Origin of the sequence: Laceyella putida (genome assembly GCF_042665195.1) — a bacterium.
GTDB lineage: Bacteria > Bacillota > Bacilli > Thermoactinomycetales > Thermoactinomycetaceae > Laceyella > Laceyella putida.
The window spans coordinates 96,220-118,645 of the sequence record NZ_JBHTBW010000006.1 but is presented as its reverse complement, the minus strand read 5'-3'; the positions used below and the strand labels follow the sequence as shown (position 1 = coordinate 118,645).

Annotated in this window: 19 protein-coding genes; 17 read left to right on the top strand and 2 right to left on the bottom strand. The window is 52.9% G+C overall.

Annotation, left to right across the window (positions count from 1 at the left end):
* Positions 1-7: 7 nt before the first annotated feature.
* The 13 genes from argB to ACFQNG_RS02225 all read left to right on the top strand — a co-directional run bounded on the left by argB (position 8) and on the right by ACFQNG_RS02225 (position 15,367).
* Complete coding sequence (gene argB / locus ACFQNG_RS02285) at positions 8-805, top strand: acetylglutamate kinase (RefSeq protein ID WP_379863204.1); 798 nt, start codon at positions 8-10, stop codon at positions 803-805.
* Entirely contained in the window at positions 774-1,949 is a 1,176-nt protein-coding gene (locus tag ACFQNG_RS02280; RefSeq protein WP_379863202.1) for an acetylornithine transaminase, read from the top strand. The genes argB and ACFQNG_RS02280 overlap by 32 nt, the downstream gene beginning before the upstream one ends.
* Before the next feature lie 55 nt (positions 1,950-2,004).
* The gene (argF, locus tag ACFQNG_RS02275; protein WP_379863201.1) at positions 2,005-2,958 is read left to right on the top strand and encodes an ornithine carbamoyltransferase; all 954 of its coding nucleotides are present in this window, start codon (positions 2,005-2,007) and stop codon (positions 2,956-2,958) included.
* A gap of 253 nt (positions 2,959-3,211) precedes the next feature.
* Positions 3,212-4,210 carry a type IV pilus biogenesis protein PilM gene (pilM, locus tag ACFQNG_RS02270; RefSeq protein WP_379863200.1) on the top strand — a complete coding sequence of 333 codons (999 nt, stop codon included), beginning with the start codon at positions 3,212-3,214 and terminating at the stop codon, positions 4,208-4,210.
* Positions 4,207-4,848, top strand: coding sequence for a hypothetical protein (locus ACFQNG_RS02265; protein ID WP_379863199.1), 642 nt, complete (start codon positions 4,207-4,209; stop codon positions 4,846-4,848). Before pilM ends, ACFQNG_RS02265 begins: the two co-directional genes overlap by 4 nt.
* 20 nt (positions 4,849-4,868) lie before the next feature.
* Positions 4,869-5,507 (top strand): hypothetical protein, encoded by a 639-nt coding sequence (locus ACFQNG_RS02260; RefSeq protein ID WP_379863198.1) that lies wholly within the window; start codon positions 4,869-4,871, stop codon positions 5,505-5,507.
* A 1,160-nt stretch (positions 5,508-6,667) separates the two neighbouring features.
* Positions 6,668-10,207 (top strand): efflux RND transporter permease subunit, encoded by a 3,540-nt coding sequence (locus tag ACFQNG_RS02255; protein WP_379863197.1) that lies wholly within the window; start codon positions 6,668-6,670, stop codon positions 10,205-10,207.
* 373 nt (positions 10,208-10,580) lie between these two features.
* Complete coding sequence (locus ACFQNG_RS02250) at positions 10,581-11,834, top strand: YeeE/YedE family protein (RefSeq protein WP_379863196.1); 1,254 nt, start codon at positions 10,581-10,583, stop codon at positions 11,832-11,834.
* 389 nt (positions 11,835-12,223) lie between these two features.
* Entirely contained in the window at positions 12,224-12,892 is a 669-nt protein-coding gene (locus ACFQNG_RS02245) for a TerC family protein (RefSeq protein ID WP_379863195.1), read from the top strand.
* A 125-nt stretch (positions 12,893-13,017) separates the two neighbouring features.
* Positions 13,018-13,470 carry a hypothetical protein gene (locus tag ACFQNG_RS02240; protein ID WP_379863193.1) on the top strand — a complete coding sequence of 151 codons (453 nt, stop codon included), beginning with the start codon at positions 13,018-13,020 and terminating at the stop codon, positions 13,468-13,470.
* Positions 13,471-13,483: 13 nt separating this feature from the next.
* A complete protein-coding gene (locus tag ACFQNG_RS02235) occupies positions 13,484-13,768 on the top strand; it encodes a hypothetical protein (RefSeq protein ID WP_379863192.1) in 285 nt (94 codons plus the stop codon).
* Position 13,769: 1 nt separating this feature from the next.
* Positions 13,770-15,035, top strand: coding sequence for a glutathionylspermidine synthase family protein (locus tag ACFQNG_RS02230; protein WP_379863467.1), 1,266 nt, complete (start codon positions 13,770-13,772; stop codon positions 15,033-15,035).
* The gene (locus ACFQNG_RS02225; RefSeq protein ID WP_379863191.1) at positions 15,032-15,367 is read left to right on the top strand and encodes a DUF350 domain-containing protein; all 336 of its coding nucleotides are present in this window, start codon (positions 15,032-15,034) and stop codon (positions 15,365-15,367) included. The genes ACFQNG_RS02230 and ACFQNG_RS02225 overlap by 4 nt, the downstream gene beginning before the upstream one ends.
* Positions 15,368-15,711: 344 nt before the next feature.
* Here the strand turns inward: ACFQNG_RS02225 and ACFQNG_RS02215 are convergent, their stop codons facing one another.
* Together ACFQNG_RS02215 and corA are read right to left on the bottom strand one after the other, a co-directional pair.
* Positions 15,712-16,596 (bottom strand): polysaccharide deacetylase family protein, encoded by an 885-nt coding sequence (locus tag ACFQNG_RS02215; RefSeq protein ID WP_379863189.1) that lies wholly within the window; start codon positions 16,594-16,596, stop codon positions 15,712-15,714.
* A 9-nt stretch (positions 16,597-16,605) separates the two neighbouring features.
* Positions 16,606-17,565, bottom strand: coding sequence for a magnesium/cobalt transporter CorA (gene corA, locus ACFQNG_RS02210; protein ID WP_379863188.1), 960 nt, complete (start codon positions 17,563-17,565; stop codon positions 16,606-16,608).
* Positions 17,566-17,953: 388 nt separating this feature from the next.
* Between corA and ACFQNG_RS02205 the strand changes: the two genes are divergently transcribed.
* From ACFQNG_RS02205 to ftsX, 4 genes are all read left to right on the top strand, one after another.
* Positions 17,954-19,219, top strand: a complete 1,266-nt coding sequence (locus tag ACFQNG_RS02205) for an argininosuccinate synthase (RefSeq protein WP_379863186.1) — start codon at positions 17,954-17,956, stop codon at positions 19,217-19,219.
* A complete protein-coding gene (gene argH, locus ACFQNG_RS02200) occupies positions 19,155-20,585 on the top strand; it encodes an argininosuccinate lyase (RefSeq protein WP_379863185.1) in 1,431 nt (476 codons plus the stop codon). The genes ACFQNG_RS02205 and argH overlap by 65 nt, the downstream gene beginning before the upstream one ends.
* Before the next feature lie 244 nt (positions 20,586-20,829).
* The gene (gene ftsE, locus ACFQNG_RS02195; protein ID WP_379863184.1) at positions 20,830-21,516 is read left to right on the top strand and encodes a cell division ATP-binding protein FtsE; all 687 of its coding nucleotides are present in this window, start codon (positions 20,830-20,832) and stop codon (positions 21,514-21,516) included.
* On the top strand, positions 21,506-22,402 hold the full coding sequence (gene ftsX / locus ACFQNG_RS02190) for a permease-like cell division protein FtsX (RefSeq protein WP_379863183.1): 897 nt from the start codon (positions 21,506-21,508) through the stop codon (positions 22,400-22,402). Before ftsE ends, ftsX begins: the two co-directional genes overlap by 11 nt.
* Positions 22,403-22,426 lie beyond the last annotated feature (24 nt).

Here is a 22,426-nt window from a genome sequence, read left to right as displayed (position 1 = left end):
GAGACGGGTGGAACAACTGGTCGTGCTAAAAGTGGGAGGTAGTGTTCTCGAACGGCTCCATCCCGCGTTCTTTGCCCAGTGCTTTGAGGCGTGGCGTTCGGGAACCAAAGTGGTCATCGTCCATGGTGGCGGTCCGGCGATATCAGAATTGATGGAAAAGCAAGGAAAGAAGCCAACATTCGTCAAGGGGCGGCGTGTCACGGATGATGAGACCTTGTCGTTGGTGCAGATGGCGTTGGCGGGCCAAGTGAATAAGCAATTGGTCACCCGGTTGATCAAACAGCATGTGGCGGCGATCGGCATCAGCGGCGTGGACCTGGAGCTGTTAAAGGCGGAGCAAGTGGAACCGGAATTGGGCTATGTCGGACGCGTCACCGATGTGAATGTGGACGCCCTTGACCAAGTTTTAAGCCAAGGATGGGTGCCGGTCATCGCTTCGCTGGGGGTGGATGAGTCGGGGCAAGTGTATAACATCAACGCGGATGAAGCGGCAGCCGACATCGCGATCGCTCTCGGTGCCGACCAATTGGTTTTGCTAAGCGATGTCGACGGCATCTGCGTCGATGGCCGGGTGCTTGAGAAGGTCAGTCCTCCGTCCATCGAACGGTACATTCAGACCGGGGTGATCACGGGCGGCATGATTCCGAAGGTGCGGTCGGCCTTGCAATCATTATATAAGGGCATCTCGGTGATTCGCATTGTGAATGGCGTTCACGCCGATGCGTTTAAACAGGGTGCAGGTACCTGCATCGTGAATGAAGAGGTGATCGAACATGGCGTTGTTTCCAACGTACCTCCGTCATGAAATCCATTTTGTCGACGGATCCGGCGCGGTATTGGTGGATGAGTTGGGCAATGAGTATCTTGATTTCGCGTCCGGCATCGGGGTGGTCAATCTGGGGCACCGCCATCCGCGGATCGAGCAAGCCCTCATCACCCAAGCACAAGGGATTTGGCACACCTCCAATTTGTTTGCCAGTCCATTGCAACAGGAAGTGGCGGAAATTTTGTGCAAGGTGAGCGGGATGGGCGCCACTTTCTTTGCCAATAGCGGGGCGGAAGCAAATGAAGCGGCGATTAAGTTCGCCCGCCGCTGGGCCAAAACGGTTAAGATCATTCAGGAACCGGAGATCATCACCTTCAAGCAATCTTTCCATGGACGGACCTTGGCGACTTTGACGGCGACGGGACAAGACAAGGTGAAAGACGGATTTTCCCCATTGCCAAAGGGATTCCGCATCCTGCCGTACGGGGATATCCAGGCGGTCAAACAGGCGACGGGCTCCACGACGGCAGCCGTGCTTTTGGAACTCGTGCAAGGGGAAGGCGGCGTACGGCCGGCTGACCCGCCGTTTGTCCAAGAGTTGGCGGCATGGTGCAAGGAGAAGAACCTCTTGCTGATGATTGATGAGGTGCAAACGGGAATGGGCCGGACAGGGAATTGGTTCGCTTATCAAGCGTATGGGATTCAACCCGATGTGATCACGTTGGCGAAAGGGTTGGGCAATGGTTTCCCCGTTGGCGCGATGTTGGCCAAAGCGGAATGGAAAGACGTGTTGGGACCGGGAACCCACGGGACGACCTTCGGCGGCGGCCGCTTGGCCATGGCGGTGGCCCGGGCGGTGTTGGAGGAACTGTCCCGGCCGTCCATGATGGCGGAGATCCAAGAAAAAGGAACCTGGCTCGGGCAACTGCTGGAGAAAGAGTTGAACGGGTTAAGCGAAGTGCGGGTGATCCGCGGCAAAGGGCTGATGAGGGGGATTGAGTTGAACATGCCGGCAGCCCCTGTGGTGAAGTCGCTGTTAAACCAAGGGCTTGTCACCCTCGTGGCGGGAGAGAACGTGCTGCGTCTCTTGCCCCCTTTGGTTGTGACCCATGGCCAGATCGTTCGCGCGGTTTCCTTGATCAAAGAAGCCGTTCAGGCATGCGGGTTGCCCACTTCCGTTTAGTTTGGGGAATGGAAGCGGACCGGATGAATTTGTTTAAGAAAGGTTGGGAGTGAACATGGTAGAAGTGCCTGTGGCAACGGGATGGAAGGGGAAAGATTTTATTGGTTTGGCCGGCTGGAGCCCGGAAGAGGTGGAGGCATTTTTGCATTTGGCCAAACAATTGAAAGCAAACAAACGGGAGTGGGTGACGAAAGCCCCTCTTCTGGGGAAAAGCTTGGGCATGATTTTTGATAAGCCTTCGACCCGGACGCGCGTCTCGTTTGAAGTGGGCATGGTCCAATTGGGAGGATACGCGCTCAACCTCAATCGGCAGGAACTGCAACTGGGGCGGGGAGAGACGATTGAGGATACAGCCAAAGTGCTGTCCCGCTATGTGGATGCGATCCTGATCCGAACCCATAGCCATTCCTTGGTCACCGAGCTGGCGGAAGCGGCGACCATTCCCGTGATCAATGGATTGACGGAACGGGAGCATCCCTGCCAAGCCTTGGCGGACATTTTGACTTTGGCTGAACACAAGGGGGAACTTAACGGCAAGAAATGCTGTTATGTGGGCGATGGCAATAACGTGTTGCACTCCCTGATGCACATTGCGGCGCTGACGGGCATGCATTTGTCCATCTCCACGCCGAAAGGCTATGAGCCCAGCCCAGCGATATGGCAAGAGGCCGAATCGATCGCCCAAGCCACGGGAGCGACGCTCTCCTTCAGCTATGATCCCGCGCAAGCGGCCAAAGGGGCGGATGCCGTTTACACCGATGTGTGGGCGAGCATGGGGCAAGAAGAAGAGAAAGCGGAACGGACCCAAGCGTTTGCGGGATACCAGGTGGATCAAGCGCTGATGGCCCAGGCCAAACCAGATGCGATCTTCTTGCACTGTTTGCCGGCCTATCGCGGGTTGGAAGTTAGCGCCGAGGTGATCGACGGTCCCCAATCGGTCGTATTCGACCAAGCGGAGAACCGCCTGCATGCGCAAAAGGCGTTGCTGCTCGGCTTGTTGGAGTCTTGACCCATTAAGAAAAGTGATGAAAAGTCGGCGATGTGGCCGGCTTTTTTGTTGTTCTCCGGACGCAGGTCTTTTTATATTTATAATGAAATGGACAGAAACACCTAGGAATCATCGAATGAAATGATGGATGAATTGGAGCATCGTTTTCTATTTCGTCACTCTTTTCATTACTTAGTTTAATATAATGAAGATATTGAATGAGATCGTGACGATGAGCTGGCATCTGGTTTGAGAGCAAAGGAGTTAACGCGTTATGTCTTATCAGATTGGGATCGAGCTCTCCCCTTCTTTATTTAAACTGGTCGAAGTGAAGAAACGGCGGAAAGCCATGGAATTGCAGCAGATGGTGGTTCATCCCTTGCCCAGTGTCTGGGCGAAAGAACCTTTTTTCTTGGAACGCGAGGAATTGATTCAAACGATACAGGAAGCATTGCTGGGGCGGCGGTTGCATACGGAGCGCGTTCATGTGGGAATCAATTGCCGGGAAGTGGTCTTCAAGCGCGTCATGGTGCCTGAAATGAGGAAACGCCAATACCGCCGATACCTCAAGGAACAGCTGATTCCCCTGCTGGAGCTTCCGTTTCCCGATCCGGTGTTTGACTTTCAACTGATCAATCACGTATGGGCGGACGGAGACCTCCAGGAGGTATTGTTGGCCTTGATGCCTCGCTCCTACATGGATGCGTTGGTGCGGTGCTTTCGTTTCTGCGGCTTGGACCCGGTGCAGATTGACATCGCTCCTTTTAGTCTGTATCGCTGGGCGAACGCCTATCGCGGGATCGGTTCACCGCAGGCGCTGATTCTGCAAATCTCCAAAACCGGTGTGGAAGCGAGTTATTTCAGCGATGGCCAATTGATTGACACCCAAACGTTTTCCTTGCCGCTGGCGGCCCATATGTCGGGGGAAGACCGTCCCCATCCCGACCCGCTGTATCCCCTGCTGGAGATGGAAGAAGAGATCAACCGGTATGGGGAAGCCCTGTTGGCCAAACTGCATGGGCTGATGGATGAGAAGAAAAAGCGGATGTTCGCCTGCCCCCAAGCCGAATGGATCTTGGCGGGCGAAGGGTTGGACATTTATTTGTTGGAGAACTGGTTGTCGCAGAATCAATTGGCCAAGGTCACCGTAGCCCCACTGGCGGAATTGGTCATGTCCAGCGAATTGAAGGATAAAGCCTCGCGCTGGGTGGGAACCTCCCTGTCCGTTCCCCTTGGCTTGATGGTCGGAGAGAAGGAAGGGATGGACCGATGAACTTTTTGCCACCCCAATCACGGGCGCGCCGCTTCTTCTTCTGGTGGGTTGGATTGATCCTGCTGATCGTGGGGTCGGGGGTCGGGGCCATCCTGTACACCGACCGACAGCTGGAGCGGAAAGTGGACCGCTTGGAGGCTGAAGTGATTGAGCAGCGTCGCGTGGCCAGCGAAGCGACGATGAAAGAAGAAGAGGAACGGGAATTCAACCAAAAGTATCAGTCGTTTTTCACCTACCGCGACACGATCGACCGGGTGGAGAGTGAACGCAAAGCGTGGAAGGAAGCGGCGGAAGCCATCTCCTCCGCTATGCCCGCGGGAGCGAAGCTGTTCCATTGGCAAGGCCTTGGCGCGAGACTGGATGGGTGGGCCCTGTTTCCATCCATGCAGGAAGCTTCGAACTTCGTAAGCAAGCTGGCAACGGAGAAGAAAGATTATTTCAGCGAAGGTTGGATCGATTGTGTGGGAGATCAGTGCACCACTATCGACGTGAAAAAGGATGCCGACAAAAATCACGTCATCGTGCGCTTCCACTTTGTCTTGCAAAAGACGAGCGAGAGCCCCCCGCCATCGCAAGGAGGTGAGCAACCATCCGACAACCCATTCCTCCCAAACGCTGGAAATCAGGGAAAACGTTAAACATCCTCTGGTGCATCGGCTTGGTCGGCTTGGTTGGCTTGGCCTACCATCTGTTGCAACCGGATTATCTGGAATACCAGCAATTGAAGCAAGAAGGAAAAAACTTGGCCGGCAACATGAAGCGATATGAGAAATACACCGCTTCCACCTATCAGTTGCCGATCGAACCGTCGCAAGCGGAATTGACCGGGTTGGAGAAGAAGATCCCCATTGTCCAGAACCGGCCCGAATACGTGGTCCAACTGGAACAAGCCGTCAAAACGTCCGGCGCGACGTGGGTGAAGATGGAATTGCTCGATGACATCGCCCAAGTCCTTGCGGCCAAAACCGCCTCCACCAACACGGCGGAGGAAACGACTACCGCATCCGCCACCCAGCCGAAAGAGAACGGAGTCATTCCGCCCGACGCCAGCGATGTGGCCAAGCAACTGGGCATTGTCCCATCCGAAGCCTTGAAGCCCATCTGGGTCAAGCTTGAGGTGAAAGCGACCAAGAGCCAGTTCCCCAACCTGCTCAACCAATTGCAACAAGGGGAACGCCTCGTCACCGTCGTCGGCTGGGACTACCAATGGACCGACGAAACCAAGGCTGAACCGGGTGTGGTCTATCTGGCCTTGTACATGTATCAGGATGAACAAGTGAAGAAGAATGTGAAGTAGCCGAATCCCTCATCATGGAAGCGATGGGGGATTTCAGTGTGGAAAAGAAACGAAGGAATGTGTGCCATAGTCAAAAGGTAGAGCAGCAATATTCAGCAAGAAAAAGGTTCCCTCATATGATTTTACATTGTTTTTTAGGGCGTGTCTGATAAATGCCGCCGCCTCCTATCGATCAACTTGATTTGCCAGACATGCCCTAGTGGGTCTGTCAAGCAGACCAGTCATTCTTTACCCTCCTCATGCTCCCGCCGAATCAGTTACGGTGATACCTCCCTTTAACAGCAGTCCGGTTCCAATACTCATAATAAATCTCTTCCTTGACTGAACATAGATGCAAACGAATCAAATAATCAGTCTACATCAGGCCACCTTGCTTAATTTTTTCATGTCTGTTCCTTCAGAAAAGCCAATCCGCTAGACATGGAGGTAGGTATTTTTTATGTGCAGGGCGCGATGGGGATTCTTCCTTTTATGCGGTGAGTCGTAAGCGGTCTGCGACCAGAGTCGTAGCGCAAAATGGAACCGGGGTTCCTGCTGGAAAAAGGGACGCTTTTGTATGCTTAAATCAGAAACGTAACAGAGGGCAAATACTTGAAAAAGTTCATCGGGTTCCTGCTATAGATCATTGATGTTGCCGTTTTCATCGGTGATTACGGGGGATGGCTTTGCTGGTGGCGGGGCGCGCTCAAGATCTACGGAGTGAAGCGGTGGAAAACCGCCGTGACCGCCTCGAAGCTTATAAAAATTGAAAGCAGCTTGTAATGTTAAACGATCGTTTCTCTTTCTTTCTCCTGTTAATCTGGAGGAGGCGAAAGAAATGCCCTCATGATCAGACCTTCCTTCCGAAGCATCCTTTGCCCATATCTTTATTATTCGGAAAAAATTAGGTTTAATTTAAAGTCTATATAAAAATTGGTTTTAACCAACTCCACAGGTGGTAACAAAGTGTGGACTTGTCTTCTTTCGGCGTCAAGGCCAAATTTTTGGAAAAATGGTACCTTCCCAACATACGGAGAAGGCATGGCCATGGGACCCCTTGCCTGTGTTGCGCCGATGGTTAAAAAGTGAACACTCCTCCCAACCTGTGTTTTGGTACATATCCCCCGTTTAAACGCAACGTGAAGGACGTTTGGCCTTTCATATTTAAAGGAGAGAATGATGTGCGTATTGTGGATGGACTGACACGTTTCTCATTGCGAAATGCCACCGTGATTTTTTTGCTGGTGGTTCTCATCACTGCCGGTGGGATTTACACTGCCGTCCAGTTGAAAATGGAATCGATGCCTGATATCGACATTCCCGTCATTGCCGCCGTCACCCCTTATCCCGGCGCTTCGCCGAATGAGGTGGATGAAAAAGTGACCAAACCGGTTGAGCAAGCGTTGCAGGAAATGGCGGGCGCCAAAAAAGTCACTTCCGTCTCCGCCGACAGTTTGTCCATCGTCGTGGTCGAATTTGGTTTCCACACCGACCTGAACCAGGCGCAACAAGAGATGAAGGGCGCCATTGAACAGGCGGTTCTGCCCAAAGAGGCCGGTCAAACCAGTTTCAATCGGTATGGATTCAACACGAAGCCCTTTATGGTCTTAAGTGTGACAAGCCAAACGAAACCCATCCCTGAGTTGGAACAATGGGTCAAACAAAGGTTGGCGCCGACTCTGAAAAACATCAAGGAAGTCGGCAAAGTGCAGATCCAGGGGCAAAGCTCCAAAGCGGTCTATGTCCGGTTGAAGCAAGATCAGCTGAAAAAGCACAACTTGTCCGTCCAGCAAGTGCAACAAGCATTGCAGGGGAACAACGTGACCATCCCGGTCGGTGATGTCCGTGTGGATGATGTCGTCCGCCCCGTGCAGATCGACCAGAAAATCACTTCCGTCGAGCAACTCAAAAACCTGCGGATTCCCATCTATCCCAATCCCCAAGAAAGCATGCAGAAGTCGATGAGCCAAATCAACCAAGGGTTTCAAGGATTGGGCCAATCCGTCGGGCAATTGGGGCAAGGCCTGGGACAGGTGGGCCAAGGGCTGGGACTGCTTCAGGCCCAAGTCCAACTCATGCAGTCCGCGCAACAATTGCAAGGCAAATTATTGGCCGATCAATTGGCGTTGAACGCCGCCCAAATGTGGCTGAAACAAAACCCCGATGACGAAAAAGCGGCCGCCACCGTGGCCACCCTGAAACCGAAGGTCGATGCGGAGACAAAAGCGTTAAAACAGCTGAATGAGAAGCTGAAACAACTGCAAAACCGCATGCCGCGCCCCAAAGAATCCCCCGCGGGCAAATCCCTGCCCCGCCAAGGGAACTTGACCGGCGACAACACCCCATCGGGCAGCCTTAAAACAGTCAAGCTTTCGCAAATCGCCAGCGTGACCGAATCAGTCGAAGACGCTCCCCTGATCACACGCGTGAACGGAAAACCCTCCGTGAACATCGAGCTGATCAAAAATCCCGACGGAAACATTGTCGATGCGGCCCATGCCGTTACGGAAAAAGTGGAAGACCTCAAAAAACAGCATCCCGGTCTGAACATCTCCGTATTGCTCGACCAATCCAAGATGGTGAAACTCTCGATCCACACGATCATTCGTGAAGGATTGCTGGGGGCCTTGTTTGCCGTGGTTGTCATCTTGTTGTTTTTGCGCAACATCCGCGCCGTGGTGATTTCGATGGTCTCCATTCCGCTCTCCATTTTGGCGACGTTGATCTTTTTGAAACAGGCTGACCTCAGCTTGAATGTGATGACGTTGGGCGGGTTGGCTGTCGCTATCGGCCGGATTGTGGATGACAGCCTGGTGGTCATCGAGAACATCTATCGCCGTCTTGTGCATGCGGAGGAGCGGAACGCCTCCCTCATTCAACTCGCGACGACCGAAGTGGCTTCGGCCATCACCTCATCGACGCTCACCACCATTGTGGTTTTCATTCCGCTCGGGTTCATCGACGGCATTGTTGGCAAGTTGTTCATTCCTTTTGCCTTGACCATTGTGTTTTCGCTTCTCTGTTCGTTGGTGGTTTCCATCACGGTGGTTCCCCTGTTGGCGAAGCTCGTCATGGCCAACGGGAAACAACCGCGACAACACCATGAAAAAAGCCGTTTGGTTTCCCTGTACCAACGGGGTCTTGGCTGGGCCTTCCGGCATAAGGCGACGGTCATCGCCTCGTCCACCGCGCTTTTTGCCGCCAGTTTGTGCCTGATTCCATCCGTGGGAACCAGCTTCATCCCGTCAGACCAAAACCGGGCACTGCAAGTGAATTTGGAATTGCCTTCAGGCACTCCGCTCGATGCGACCAACAAAAAAGCGAAAGAGATGGAGACCAGGCTGAGATCATACCCGGAGATACAAGAGATCGCCACTTCGGTCGGCAATCTGAACAGTCCGTTGACGGGGGACACCAATAAGATTTCCATGTTTGTCAACCTGACCCCCACTACGGACATGAAGGTTTTTTTGCAACAGATTCGGCATGATCTTCAAGAGCGCAAAGAAAACGCCGAACTTCAAGTGCTGGAGCAGAAAAGCATCGGTCCCACCGCGAACCAGATCATCGGCGTGGTGAAAGGGGAGCGAATCGAAGACATCCGGGCCGTGGCCAACGAACTGACCCGGCGTATGAAGCAAGTGAAGGGGTTGACCAATGTCACCAACAACCTGAGTGAGCAAAAAGAATTGCTGAATGTGGATATCGATCAGCAAAAAGCTTCCAGTGAAGGGTTAACCACCAGTCAGGTGGCGATGTCCGTGCGGGGATTGTTGCAAGCCGACAAAGTGAATGAACTCAAACGCGGCAACCAATCGATGGAGATCCGGTTGGGTTTGGAAAAACCGGAAATCGACTTGGTGCAGAAATTGAAAGAACTGCAGTTGCTGAGTCCTTCAGGCCGCCTGGTCAAACTGGGGAGCATTGCGACAATCGAAGAAGTGAAAGGACCCGTCAAAATCCAAAAAGAAAACGGGCAGGAATTCGCCACCGTTTCCGGCGACGCCATTTCCCAAGACACGGGGGCGCTTTCGCAAGAAGTGGGCCGGATCATCGACGGGCTGAAACTGCCCCCGGGCACCGAAGTGACCCTGGGCGGCGACACCCAACAAATGAGCGAGAGCTTCCGTCAGATCGGAATGGCCATCGCCGTCGCAACCTTTCTTGTCTATGCGGTGATGCTGCTCACTTTTAAAGAAGCGACCACGCCGTTCACCATTCTTTTCTCCCTTCCGTTTGCGGTGATCGGGGGATTGGTTGGATTGTGGATTTCGGGACTGCCCATCAGTGTCGCCGCATTGATCGGTGCCTTGATGCTGGTCGGGATCGTTGTCACCAATGCCATCGTTCTGCTCGACCGGGTGCGCCAACAGGCCGCCAATGGACTGGACATGGAAACGGCGCTGCTTACGGCCGCCGGAACCCGCTTGCGACCCATCCTGATGACGGCATGCGCGACCGTTTTCGCCCTGCTTCCGGCCGGATTGGGTATAGGTGAGGGAAACGCGATCACTCAAGGGCTGGCCGTCGTTGTCATCGGCGGACTCATTTCCTCCACCTTGCTCACTTTGTTCATTGTTCCCGTCATGTATCTCTTGCTCTCAGGCATCAGCCTGCGCGGTTGGCGCAAGCGGACCCGTCCCGCACGGAAACAGACGCAACCGCTCCCGCAAAGTCTGTTGCGCACAAAGGCGATTCCCGCATCCCCAGACGAGCGGTAATGGGTTGAAATGGGGATCAAGCACCAAAAGGGCCCTGGATTTTCCGGGGCCTTTTTGGAACGCGCACTATTTGTCCAACGGATACTTTGCCTCCATCTCCCCTTCGCTTGACTGAAAAAGAGAGCGCATGCCGTATAAATAAGGAACATCCATTCTGCTTATTTAGGGGGTCATCTGAAGCCAATCCATACGCCAAGAAAAGGGAAACGTGGACATAGAGACATTCGCCTACGCGGGTGTTTTTTTATGTAGGAAAACGGGTGCGGCAAGGGATATCACCTTTTTGATAAAAACAAATTTCCTCGACCAATCACATTTATGTTAAAATGAGTAAAAAAACAAATTCCAACTAAATAAATCGGGAAAGGGTGTGATGGTGATGGCCGCATCTCATTCAACGCTTAATCAGGCGGGTTCCACGATCCGTCGGGATCTGTCGCCCTCCCCCCAAACAACCCTGGCTTGGGGAGCGGTGTGGGCTTTTATTGCTCTTGGAGCATTGATATATACGGGACAAGGTTGGAACAAAGGGCTATTATATGTGATCGGTTTTTTGTGCGGTGTGGCGCTTTATCATGCCCGCTTTGGCTTTACTTCCGCTTTTCGCCAACTTCTTTCCGTTGGGCAAACGGAAGGGTTGCGCGCCCATCTCTTGATGCTGGCGGTGGCAAGCATTCTCTTCGCTGTCATTTTCACCGTGGGTGCGACCGTGACGGGTGAGGTTCCCAAAGCCAGTGTCAACCCGATCGGCGTCAGCCTTGTGGCGGGTGCTTTTCTGTTTGGTGTGGGGATGCAACTCGGTGGAGGTTGCGCGTCAGGAACCTTATACCATATCGGCGGGGGGCAGTCTTCAGCCGTCTTGGCGTTGGCCGGATTTGTCATCGGTTCGGTCTTCGGGGCTTGGCATTGGGATTTTTGGCTGAATGACCTGCCGTCTTTGCCGGCCATATCGCTGGCGAAAACGACGGGATGGGGATACGGCATCGCGCTCATCGTGCAACTGCTCATCCTTGGTCTGATCTATCTCTTGGCCGTATGGATCGCCAAAAAGAAAAATCCGCCGATGCGGAAACCGGTGCCGACGCACCAAGGCTGGAAACGGATCATCCGCGGCGCTTGGCCCCTCTGGGTGGGCGCGCTGGTTTTGGCGGGTTTGAATGCCTTGACCCTGCTGCTGGCGGGCCGGCCTTGGGGAGTCACCTCCGCTTTTGCCCTCTGGGGTTCAAAAGCGGCGATGGCGTTCGGCGTGGATGTCACCTCTTGGGGCTATTGGGCAGGGGAGCGGGCAAAACCGCTATATGAGTCGGTTTTAAGCGACACCACCTCGCTCATGAATTTTGGCATTATGCTGGGGGCGTTTTTTGCGGCAACGATGGGAGGCTCCTTCAAACTAAGCAAGATCTCGGTCAAAGTCATCCTTGCCTCTCTCATCGGCGGCATTTTGATGGGGTATGGCGCCCGTCTCGCCTACGGCTGCAATATCGGCGCATACTTTGGCGGCATCGCCTCTTTTAGCTTGCACGGTTATGTCTGGGCCGTATTCGCCTTGATCGGCAGTGATGTGGGGATCAAGCTGCGCCCCTTGTTCGGCTTGAAAAATCCCAAACCGACGGATTCTGTTTGCTGATGAAAAGACGGCCTCATCATATTCCGTTGGCCGGGCACGTATGCTATGATGAGCGGCGTTTTCTTCGTTTGCGAAAGAGGCGGTGATGGACGGAACGCCGTGACCGTTCACCCATCTTTGTTAACTCTGTCCATTGACGAAAAGTGGGTTCATTGTCTATCATAGAAGGTGATTGATTAATGGAATACATTCTTTTCTCTGTTAAAGGGGAGTAGCTAATACAGCAAAGTCGTCATTACGGGCATCGCCCCGGCTTTGTTGGCAACGCGACCGTTGTTAGCAAGACCTTTACTTTTCCAAACATGCTTTTGCGGCTTGGAAAAGTAAAGGTCTTTTTGTGTGTTTTGCCATTTTGGAGCAAACTAACCAATGGAGGTGCGTGATCAAAGATGGTTGAATTTTTGACGGCGTTGCTGTCGATTGTGATCATTGATCTGGTGCTGGCGGGGGATAACGCGATTGTGATCGGCTTGGCGGCGCGGAACCTGCCCAAGGATAAACAGAAGCAAGTGATTGTCTGGGGAACGGTTGGGGCTGTCGTGATTCGGGCGGCGGCCACACTGGCGGTGGTCTGGTTGTTGAAAATTCCCGGCCTGCTCTTGGTCGGCGGGTTGATTCTGGTCTGGATCGCCTTTAAGCTCTTGATCGAGGAGAAGAATCATGAGGTGGAAGCGGCGGATAGCATGTGGGCGGCGATTCGCACCATCATTATCGCGGATGCGGTGATGGGCTTGGATAACGTCCTCGCGGTAGCGGGTGCGGCCCATGGCGACTTTCTGCTCGTCGTGTTGGGGCTGCTCATCAGTGTGCCGATTGTTGTCTGGGGAAGCACGTTGTTCCTTAAGCTGATGGATCAGTTTCCGTGGATCATCTATATCGGTTCGGGTGTACTCGCATTCACCGCGTCCAAAATGATCGTTGATGAGAAGTTGGTCAAGGCCTTCTTCGCAGAACCCTTGATCAAATACGGATTTATTGTGGTGGTGGTGGCCGCGGTGCTTCTGCTGGGACGTTGGGTCAAGCAGAAGCAGAGCAAAACGGCGAGCTCGCAAAGCTGAAGTTGAACAAGGTCAAACAAAAAAGGATGATATTTTCGCACGTGGTTAAGGTGAAGGATGAGAATGGCCGATGCCTGTAGAATAGAACAGTAAGCTTTGCAGAGAGAAAATGATGGGGGAACGAAATGGTTAGATTGGAATACCGTTTGTGTGATGAAGAACAGGGGTTTCCCGCTCTCTTTGGTTATTCCGCCGTATCGAAAGAAGAAGTGTTGATGCGGTTCGCCTGCGATTATCTGGTGAAGGGCAACCGCGTGTATGAGAAGACGTCCGCCGCGGTTGAAGCGGAAACCTATGTGATCTACATCAAAGAAAGCCAGGAAGAAGAAACGCCACCTCCCGGTCTGGTGTTCGCGCCGGAATGGGAGGGGATTTGCGTGGAGGTGCGCCAATATCATGAGCACGCTGAAGAGTATCCCCTCGTGCGCCGCCTCCGCTTTTATGAATCGCAAGAAGCGTTGTTGTACTTATTGAGCGATTTTTTGTACATCGCGGATCGTGAATGGGAGAAAACGTCAGCGGAAGTGGATGAGAACCGCAAAGTATACGTGATTTACGCCAAACCTACTTCAGAATAGAGAGGGAGCGCCGATGGGAGAGCAGCAAGGGAAAAGCAAACGGTTGGTGCAGTTGTTTGTTGCTGCGATGATCACCGTGCCCTTGGCGGGGTGCGGGGAGGATGATGTTGAGTTGTGTTTTGATGATAATAGGGATGGGCGTTGCGATGATGATGGAAGCTACTATGATCCCAACAACTATGTGGTGAAAAAAGGAAAGCGGTTCGCCTACATCAAAAGTGACAGCCGCTTGGTCACCGAGAATGACATTGATTTCAAAAAAGGGATCGGCGGGAAGTCGAAAGGATTTGGCGGATAAGATGGGACAAAGCGAGTATCGGCAACGTCGATCCCACCTCTACACCCCCATCAAAGAAGCCGGCGTCTTCACTTGGGATCGCGATCACCATGATGGGACCGAGTATGCACTCGCCACCGTCCATCCCATCAGTGAATCGTTCCGCCGGGAGCTGGCGTTTGCGACGGAGCGCTTGGGCCAGATCTTTGCGAAAACGGTCCGCATCATACAGGAGGGCTCGGATGCGCTTTTAAGGGAATTGGGCATCCCTGATGCGGCTTGGCGGGCGGTTCGCCATCCCATCATGCCGTCCATGCCCACATTGATCGGCCGCTTTGATTTTGCCCACACCCCGCAAGGGTTGAAAATGTTGGAGTTTAACAGTGATACTCCCACTTGCGTCGTGGAAGCTTTTCATGTGAATGGCCTGGTGTGTGAAGCGCTCGGTTACGCCGATCCCAACCAAGGGGAACACCACCGCTTGCGCCAGGCTTTCCAGGAGCTGTTGGAAGGCTATCGGCAGTGGGGATACAGCACCGAACGGATTGTGTTCAGCGCGCTGGATTGGCATGTGGAAGATGCGGGTACGACCAAGTATTTGCTCCAGCAATCAGGGTTGGAGGCCGTTTTTGCCCCCTTGTCTTCGCTCGCGGTCAAGGGAGATCGACTCTATGTGCTGGCAGGGGAAACCGCCAGCCCGGTCGATGTGCTGTATCGCTTGCACGCATTGGAAATCTTGGCCGATGATCAGGATGAACAAGGGTATCCGACGGGCAAGCATCTTTTGAAGCTGGTCGCCGACAAACGCTTGGCCCTGATCAACCCGCCCGGGGCAATCCTTTCGCAAACCAAAGCCCTGCAAGCGCTGATTTGGAATTTGAGTGATTCGCAAGTGTTTTATACCGCAGAAGAAAGAGAATGCATTCATCGATACATGTTGCCAACGTATGTGGACAATCCGTTTCATGGCAAGCGGGCTTATGTCACGAAGCCGATCTTTGGCCGCGAGGGTGGGGCCGTCACCTTATATGATCAGACGGGTGCAACGATCGCCCGCGATCACGAGGAGTTGTATTGGGAACAGATGATGATTTATCAAGAGCTGGCGGAGATGGAGAAGGTGGAAGTGGAGACGTGTGAAGGCCGGTTTGAAGGCGAACTGTTATGGAGTTCGTTTCTCATCGGCGGCCAAGCCTCCGCGATTGTCGCGCGGGTGGATAAGAAAATCACGGGCGACTCCTCTTATTTTTTGCCAGTCGGACTGATGGGAGAGAGGGAGAAAAGATGACCCAATTGGAAGCATTTCAAAGCTTTGCGCTGTACTTGGCGGTAACGATTCCGCTGATCATTGTTGGCTTTATTGTCTTTTTGTGGGCGACGCCTTATAGGGAAGTGGAATTGATTCGGCAAGGGGCGGATACGGATGATCCCGTCAAAAAGAACGCGGCGACTGCGGCGGCCCACGATTTGAGCGGCAAGGTGCTTGGCTTGATGGTGGTGGTGGCTTCCGCGATTTTCAACTCCGTCAGCGTGGTGGACCTGTTGATTTGGGGTTCGGTGGGGATTGTGTTCCAGATTGTGGTGTTTTACCTGTTTAACTTGTTGCTCCCTTCAGCGTGATAAAAGAGATTCCCAAGGGAAATGTGTCCGTCGCCATCTTCGCGTCCCGGTTAAGCATCGGGGTGGGGTTGGTGATGGCCGCGCTGATCAGCTACTGATCCTCCCGCCGCCTGAAGAGGTGGGGGTTTCTTAATCAGGAGCAACAGTGCTTCTGCGTGGGTGATGGTTTGCATGACTCACTCAATCAAAAGATCGCAAGCTTCCCGCCTAGAAAAAACGTTGTTCAAAGCATCCCCATCAGGGGATACAGAACGAAGCGCCATTCATCCTTAGAAGTGGGGGAATTCTTGCGCAAATATGTTAAACGGCACAAAGGCATGGATCTTTCATGATCCATGCCTTTGTCATTTCAACATGTCTTCCAGCTTCACAAAGCGATAGCCTTTTTGCCGCAGCAGGGGAATCGCTTGCTTCAACCCTTCGGCGGTGTCTCCTGCGGGACGGTTGAAATGCAAGATCACGATGGAGCCGGGCTTGGCCTGTAGCAAGGCTTGTTTCACTTGTTTGGCGGAAAAGGTGGCGCCCGCATCCCCCACCACATCAAAGTTGACGGGCCGTTCGCCGATATCATGAACGATGTTGACGGCGACATCATCATAATACGCGGTGCCCGAGCGGAAGAACTTTGGTTTTCTACCGGTCAGTTCCAGGATTTTGCGGTCATTGCCCAATACCTCATCCATCGCTTCATTCACGCTCCCGGTGCCTCGGATGCCGTAGATGGCTCGTCCATTGACAGAGAGCGGGCGGTGGGCGGTGCCGTGATTCTCGATTTCAAACAGCGGATGTTGCGCCAACCGCATAAAGGTTGGTTTATTGCGTTCAATCCATCGGCTGTTGATGAACAGGGTGGCGGGAATCCGTTCCCGTTCCAGGTATTGGATCAACGCCGCATCATACCCGCTGCCGTGCTGTCCGCCACAGGCGTCAAAAGTCAGGGCAATCACTTTCTCTTTGGTCGGAAGGCGGTCGATGACGCCGGGAAGGTGTTCTCCCCACTTGCTCGGTTGCTTGCCTTCGTATTTTAGTTGCAATTTTTGTTTTACCTCCGCCATGGTTGGAAGCTTGGCATGGGTGGCGGTCGTGTGCGGTTTTGCCTTCTGCTTGTCGGCCGGTGCGGCGGAAGGGCGCGGATGCGGTTGCTGCGTGGTGACTTTCACCTCCGCGCAGGCGGTCAAAGTCAAACAGAGGGCCATTCCCCATATCAGCGTTTTGATCACTTGTTGCATGGCAATCGACTACTCCTTTTCGAACCAGCCTTTCTTGCGGAACCAGAGATACATCGTGGTGCCGATAAAGCCCATCAGCCCCAGAGTGATAAAGTACCCGTACTCCCATTTCAGTTCGGGCATGTGTTCAAAGTTCATCCCATAGATTCCGGCAATGAAAGTCAGTGGCATAAAAATGACCGTGATGACGGTGAGCGTCATCATCGCCGAGTTCATCCGATAGGAATTGAGCGACAGATAGTTGTCGCGGATGTCGGAGGTCATGTCTCGGCTCGATTCGACCATTTGGCTGAGCCGTTCCAAATGGTCGTGGATGTTCTTATATTGGCGTCGCTCCTCCTGTGTGAGATGCAAACGTTCCGAATTGAGGATGCGGTAAAGAAGGTCGCGCATCGGCCAAATGGTATGGCGCATCGCCAGGAGCTGACCCCGGATTTTAAACACTTCTCTCATCAGCGTATGTAGTTTGGCATGCGGCTTCCGCGTCTTTTCTTCCAACATCGTGATGTGGTCTTCCAACCCTTGCGCAATCGGGAAATAATAATCGACGATCTTGTCGATGATTTTCAAAGTGATGAAGGGGGCCCCTTTGGGTTGGACACTGGTGTCGACCTTAATCCGTTCCCAAGCTTCATCGATTTCCTCATGCGCTTGATAGTGAAACGTGACGATATAGTCGCGACCGGCAAAGAGATCGATTTCTTCCGGTTTCCAGGTGTCTTTGTTTAACACCTGCAATACATAAAAAGTATAGTCGTCGTAGTAATCAAACTTTGGGCGTTGCAGATAATGCAAACAATCTTTGATTGCCAGGCGATGAAAGCCCAGCTTCTCCAAATAGGCGGCTTCTTCCATGGTCGGGGCTTGGAAATCAATCCAATACCAGGTTGGATTCAGTTCAAGCACTTCCGCGATCGGCAGGTTTTCGATCATGCGGCCGTCTTGGGTATACGCCAATGTGCGAATCATGCTGGTTCCCTCCTGTTGGATATGGGTGAGAATCGTTGGACAAGTAATGAGTGCGACATGATTATGGGCAATTATTTCTATTATAACGGTTTGTTTGTTATTATTCTGTAAATAAATTTGGCGAAGTGATGGTTATATCATTTACAGGATGGATGGAAGGTATATATAATAAAAATATTTAGATAACGGAATCAACTTGTTCATGCGGGATTCAAATGGTTGGGCTGTGTGACTGTGATCGGAATGATCAGTTGGATGGAGTGGAATGGGAAGGTCGGGAGGCGGTGAAAAGTCCACCCACATGTGAATAAAAATGTGGGTGGACTTTTTTTGTATAGGATGTATAATAATACATAACGATGAATTTTTATTAAGGGAGAGAGCACGGATGAGACCAAAAGTGGTATTAGCCTATTCAGGCGGTTTAGATACATCGGTGGCCATCAAATGGCTGGGGGAAAAGTACGGTTATGATGTGATCACGGTGGCGCTGGATCTGGGGGAAGGCAAAGACTTGGCGTTTGTTCAACAGAAAGCCCTCAAGGTCGGGGCTGTTAAGTCGATCGTGTTGGATGTGCGGGAAGAGTTTGCCAACCGTTTCTTAAAGCCGGCCCTCAAAGCCAATGCGATGTACGAAGGGAAATACCCGCTCGCAACGGCGTTGTCCCGCCCATTGATCGCGGAGAAGCTCGTTGAAGTGGCGGAAGCGGAAGGCGCGGTGGCGGTGGCGCATGGATGCACGGGCAAAGGAAACGACCAAGTGCGTTTCGATGTGACCGTGGCCGCATTGAATCCAACCTTGCGAGTGGTGGCGCCGGTGCGGGAGTGGGGCATGTCCCGCGATGAGGAAATCGAATACGCGAAATTGCACAACATCCCGGTATCCGCCAACTTGAATAACCCCTTCAGCGTGGATCAGAACCTGTGGGGCCGCAGCTGTGAGTGCGGCGTGTTGGAAAACCCATGGAACGCCCCGCCCGAAGCGGCATTTGAGTGGACGAAGGCGCTTGCGGACACGCCGGATGAGCCCGCGATCATAGAACTCACCTTTGAAAAAGGGGTGGCGACCGAGCTGAATGGCGTTGCGATGCCTTTCCATGAGATGATCGCCCAGTTAAACCAATTGGCTGGTGCGCATGGAGTGGGGCGGATCGACCATGTGGAAAATCGCCTGGTGGGAATCAAGTCCCGGGAAGTGTATGAATGCCCGGCGACGATCACCCTGTTGACCGCCCATAAGGAGCTGGAATTCCTCACCCATACCCGTGACATCACCCGCTTTAAGCCGGTGGTGGAGCAGAAGTGGTCGGAGCTGACTTATGACGGGCTGTGGTTTTCTCCGCTCAAGCAAGCGCTCGATGCGTTTATTGAAGAGACGCAACAGCATGTGACCGGGAAAGTGCGCCTCTCCCTCTTCAAAGGCCATGTGACGGTGCTGGGACGCACCTCGCCAAGTTCGTTGTATGATGAGAAGCTGGCGACTTACTCCAAAGAGGATATGTTTGATCACACGGCGGCAGTGGGCTTCATCAAATTATGGGGCTTGCCGACGCATATTTATGCAAATGTGCACAAGGAGGAGAAGGGGCATGGGCAGCAAACTGTGGAGCGGGAGATTCACCAAGTCAACGCACCGGTGGGTGGAGGAATTTAACGCCTCCATCGCTTTCGATCAAGTATTGGCGGAAGTCGATATCCAAGGAAGCTTGGCCCATGTGGCCATGTTGGGGAAATGCGGGATCCTGGCTCCGGAGGAAGTGAGCCAGATCCGGCGGGGACTGGAACGGATCTTGGCGCGTGTGCAGGCGGGAACCTGCACCTTTTCCGTTGAACAAGAAGACATCCACATGAACATCGAAAAGATGTTGACGGATGAGATCGGTCCGGTGGGGGGGAAGTTGCACACCGGGCGGAGCCGCAATGACCAAGTCGCGTTGGATATGCATCTGTATATCCGCATGCAGACGGTGGAGATGGTGCGCCTGCTCTATGAGCTGAACCAAGTGTTGCTCATGCAAGCGGAACGGCAGATTGACACCATCCTGCCGGGGTATACGCATCTTCAGCGGGCCCAACCGGTACGGCTCAGCCACCATCTCCTCGCTTACGTATCCATGTTTGAACGTGACATGGAGCGGCTGATGGACAGTTACAAGCGCGTGAACCTCTGTCCGTTGGGGGCGGGGGCGATTGCGGGCACCACCTTCCCGATCGACCGGGAGTGGGTCGCGGCGCAATTGGGCTTTGCCGATATTTATGACAACAGCATGGATGCCGTGAGCGACCGCGATTACTTGCTGGAATTCCTCTCGATGGCCTCCATTATCATGGTTCACCTGTCACGGTTGGCGGAGGAGCTGATTTTGTGGTGCAGTGACGAATTTAACTTTGTGGAATTGGACGACGCCTTCTGCACTGGCAGCAGTATGATGCCGCAGAAGAAGAATCCCGATATTCCGGAGTTGATTCGCGGAAAGACGGGCCGGGTGTTTGGCCATTTGGTCGGACTCTTAACCACCCTTAAAGCGTTGCCGCTCACTTATAACAAGGATCTGCAAGAGGACAAAGAAGGCGTCTTTGACACCATTGCCACTTTAACCGGCTGTCTCAAGTTGATGGCGCCAATGCTGGAAACGATGAAAGTGAATCAAAAGCAGATGCGGCAAAGCGCCGAGCAAGGCTTTGCCAATGCTACGGACTTGGCCGATTATCTGGTGGATAAGGGGCTTCCCTTCCGACAGGCGCATGAAGTGGTGGGACGCCTGGTGCTGCACTGTATCCAGGAGCGGAAAGGCTTGCTGGATTGTACACTGGCGGAGTACCAATCGTTCTCGGGATTGATTGAAGAAGATATCTATGACCGCCTATCCTGTGAACAAGTGGTGGAAGCCCGCCAAAGTGCGGGTGGCACGGCCAAAGCCCAAGTTTTATCCAGTTTGAGCAAGAAAAAGGATAAGGCTGCCAAAATAAGGTATTGGCTTGACGATATTTGCCAATTATATGCAACGAAAACCCCATGAAGCTTGCATTGGGGTTTTTTGTCTTTTTGAATAAAAATTGATTTTAAAAAATATTAACCTGGCCTTGTGAAAAGATGATGTTATAATAGGAAAGAGTTTGACTGGGGAAATACAGCGCTTTTCTAGGCTTCTTGGATGCGGGATGAAGGTGCTCTCATTTTCTGGTACTATTAAGTAATGTAGGAGATTAATAGATTGAGAGACTAATAATAAGAGAAAAATACGTGTTCCTGGGGTGAGTTTCGTGATTGAAATGCATGATGTGTGGAAGGTGTATCCCAATGGTGTAGAAGCTCTCCGCGGCATTGATGTGCGCATTGACCATGGTGAGTTTGTCTATATTGTCGGGCCGAGTGGAGCGGGGAAAAGTAGCTTCATCAAGCTGATGTACAGGGAAGAGAAACCGACGCATGGTGTCGTATTGATCAATGGCGTGAACGTCAAGCGGGTGCGCGACTGGAAGATTCCCCACGTCCGCCGCAAAATCGGCGTCGTTTTCCAAGATTTTAAGCTGCTGCCGCATATGACGGCATTTGAAAATGTCGCCTTTGCGATGGAAGCAATCGAGACGCCGCGCCGCAAGATCAAGCCACGTGTCCATGAAGTGCTGGAATTGGTGGGTTTGTCCGACCGGATGCATGCCTTGCCATCCCAATTGTCCGGTGGTGAGCAGCAACGGGTGGCGATTGCCCGCGCCATTGTCAACAACCCAAGTTTCATCATCGCGGACGAGCCTACCGGTAACTTGGACCCGGAAAACTCTTGGGATATCATGTATCTCCTTGAGGAGATCAACCAGCGTGGCACGACCATTGTGATGGCGACCCACAACAAGGAGATCGTGAACACAATGAGACAGCGCGTCATTGCAATCGAACAGGGCGTCATCGTGCGCGACGAGTTGGGAGGCGAATACGGTTATGAGGATTGAGACCTTTTTGCGCCACTTTCGGGAAGCGTACAGGGGGGTTAGACGGAATACCTGGATGAGCTTCGCCGCGATCAGCGCCGTGGCGGTGACGCTGTTCATCTTCGGTATCTTCTTGATCTTCGCGTTTAACGTGCGCTACATGGTGGCTGAGTTGAACAAGCAGTTGGTGATCCGGGCTTCGCTGGAAGAATCGATCACCGATCAACAACAAGGCGAACTGTTGAAGCAGATTCAAGGCGTGAGCGGCGTGAAATCGGCGAAGTTGGTGCCGAAAGAAGTGGGGATCAAACGGATGCAGGCGGACTGGGGTGAAGATGGCAAGGAGTTGTTCGAAGGCTTGGACAAGGACAACCCGTTGCCGGACGTCATCGAAATCGAACCGCAAGACCCGAAAGCCATCAAGCAAGTGGAAGAGAAGGTGGAAGGGTTTAGGGGGGTTGCCGCCGCTGATTCGGGTGACCAGGTAACGGACAAATTGGTTGATTTGTCCAGCTTCACCCGCAACATTGTTTTGGTGTTTGGTCTGGGCTTGGCGGTGTTGGCCGCGTTCTTGATTTCCAATACGATTAAGTTGACGATCATCGCCCGGAAACGGGAAATCGAGATTCAGCGCTTGGTGGGAGCGAGCAACTGGTTTATCCGTTGGCCGTTCTTCATTGAAGGGGCGTTTATCGGGGTAGTCGGCGCGATTGTGCCTACGGTGATCGTATTGACCCTTTATCAAGTGGCTTATACCACCTTGGGAGCGGGAGAAGCCTCTTCAGTCTTGAAAATGATGCCGCTCTTGTCGTTGGGCACATATGTGGCATTGAGCATTTTTGCGTTGGGAGCGGCGATTGGAACAACGGGAAGCTTGATTTCGGTTCGTCGTTTCTTGCGGGTCTAATCACGGACCGGGCATAAGGAGGAG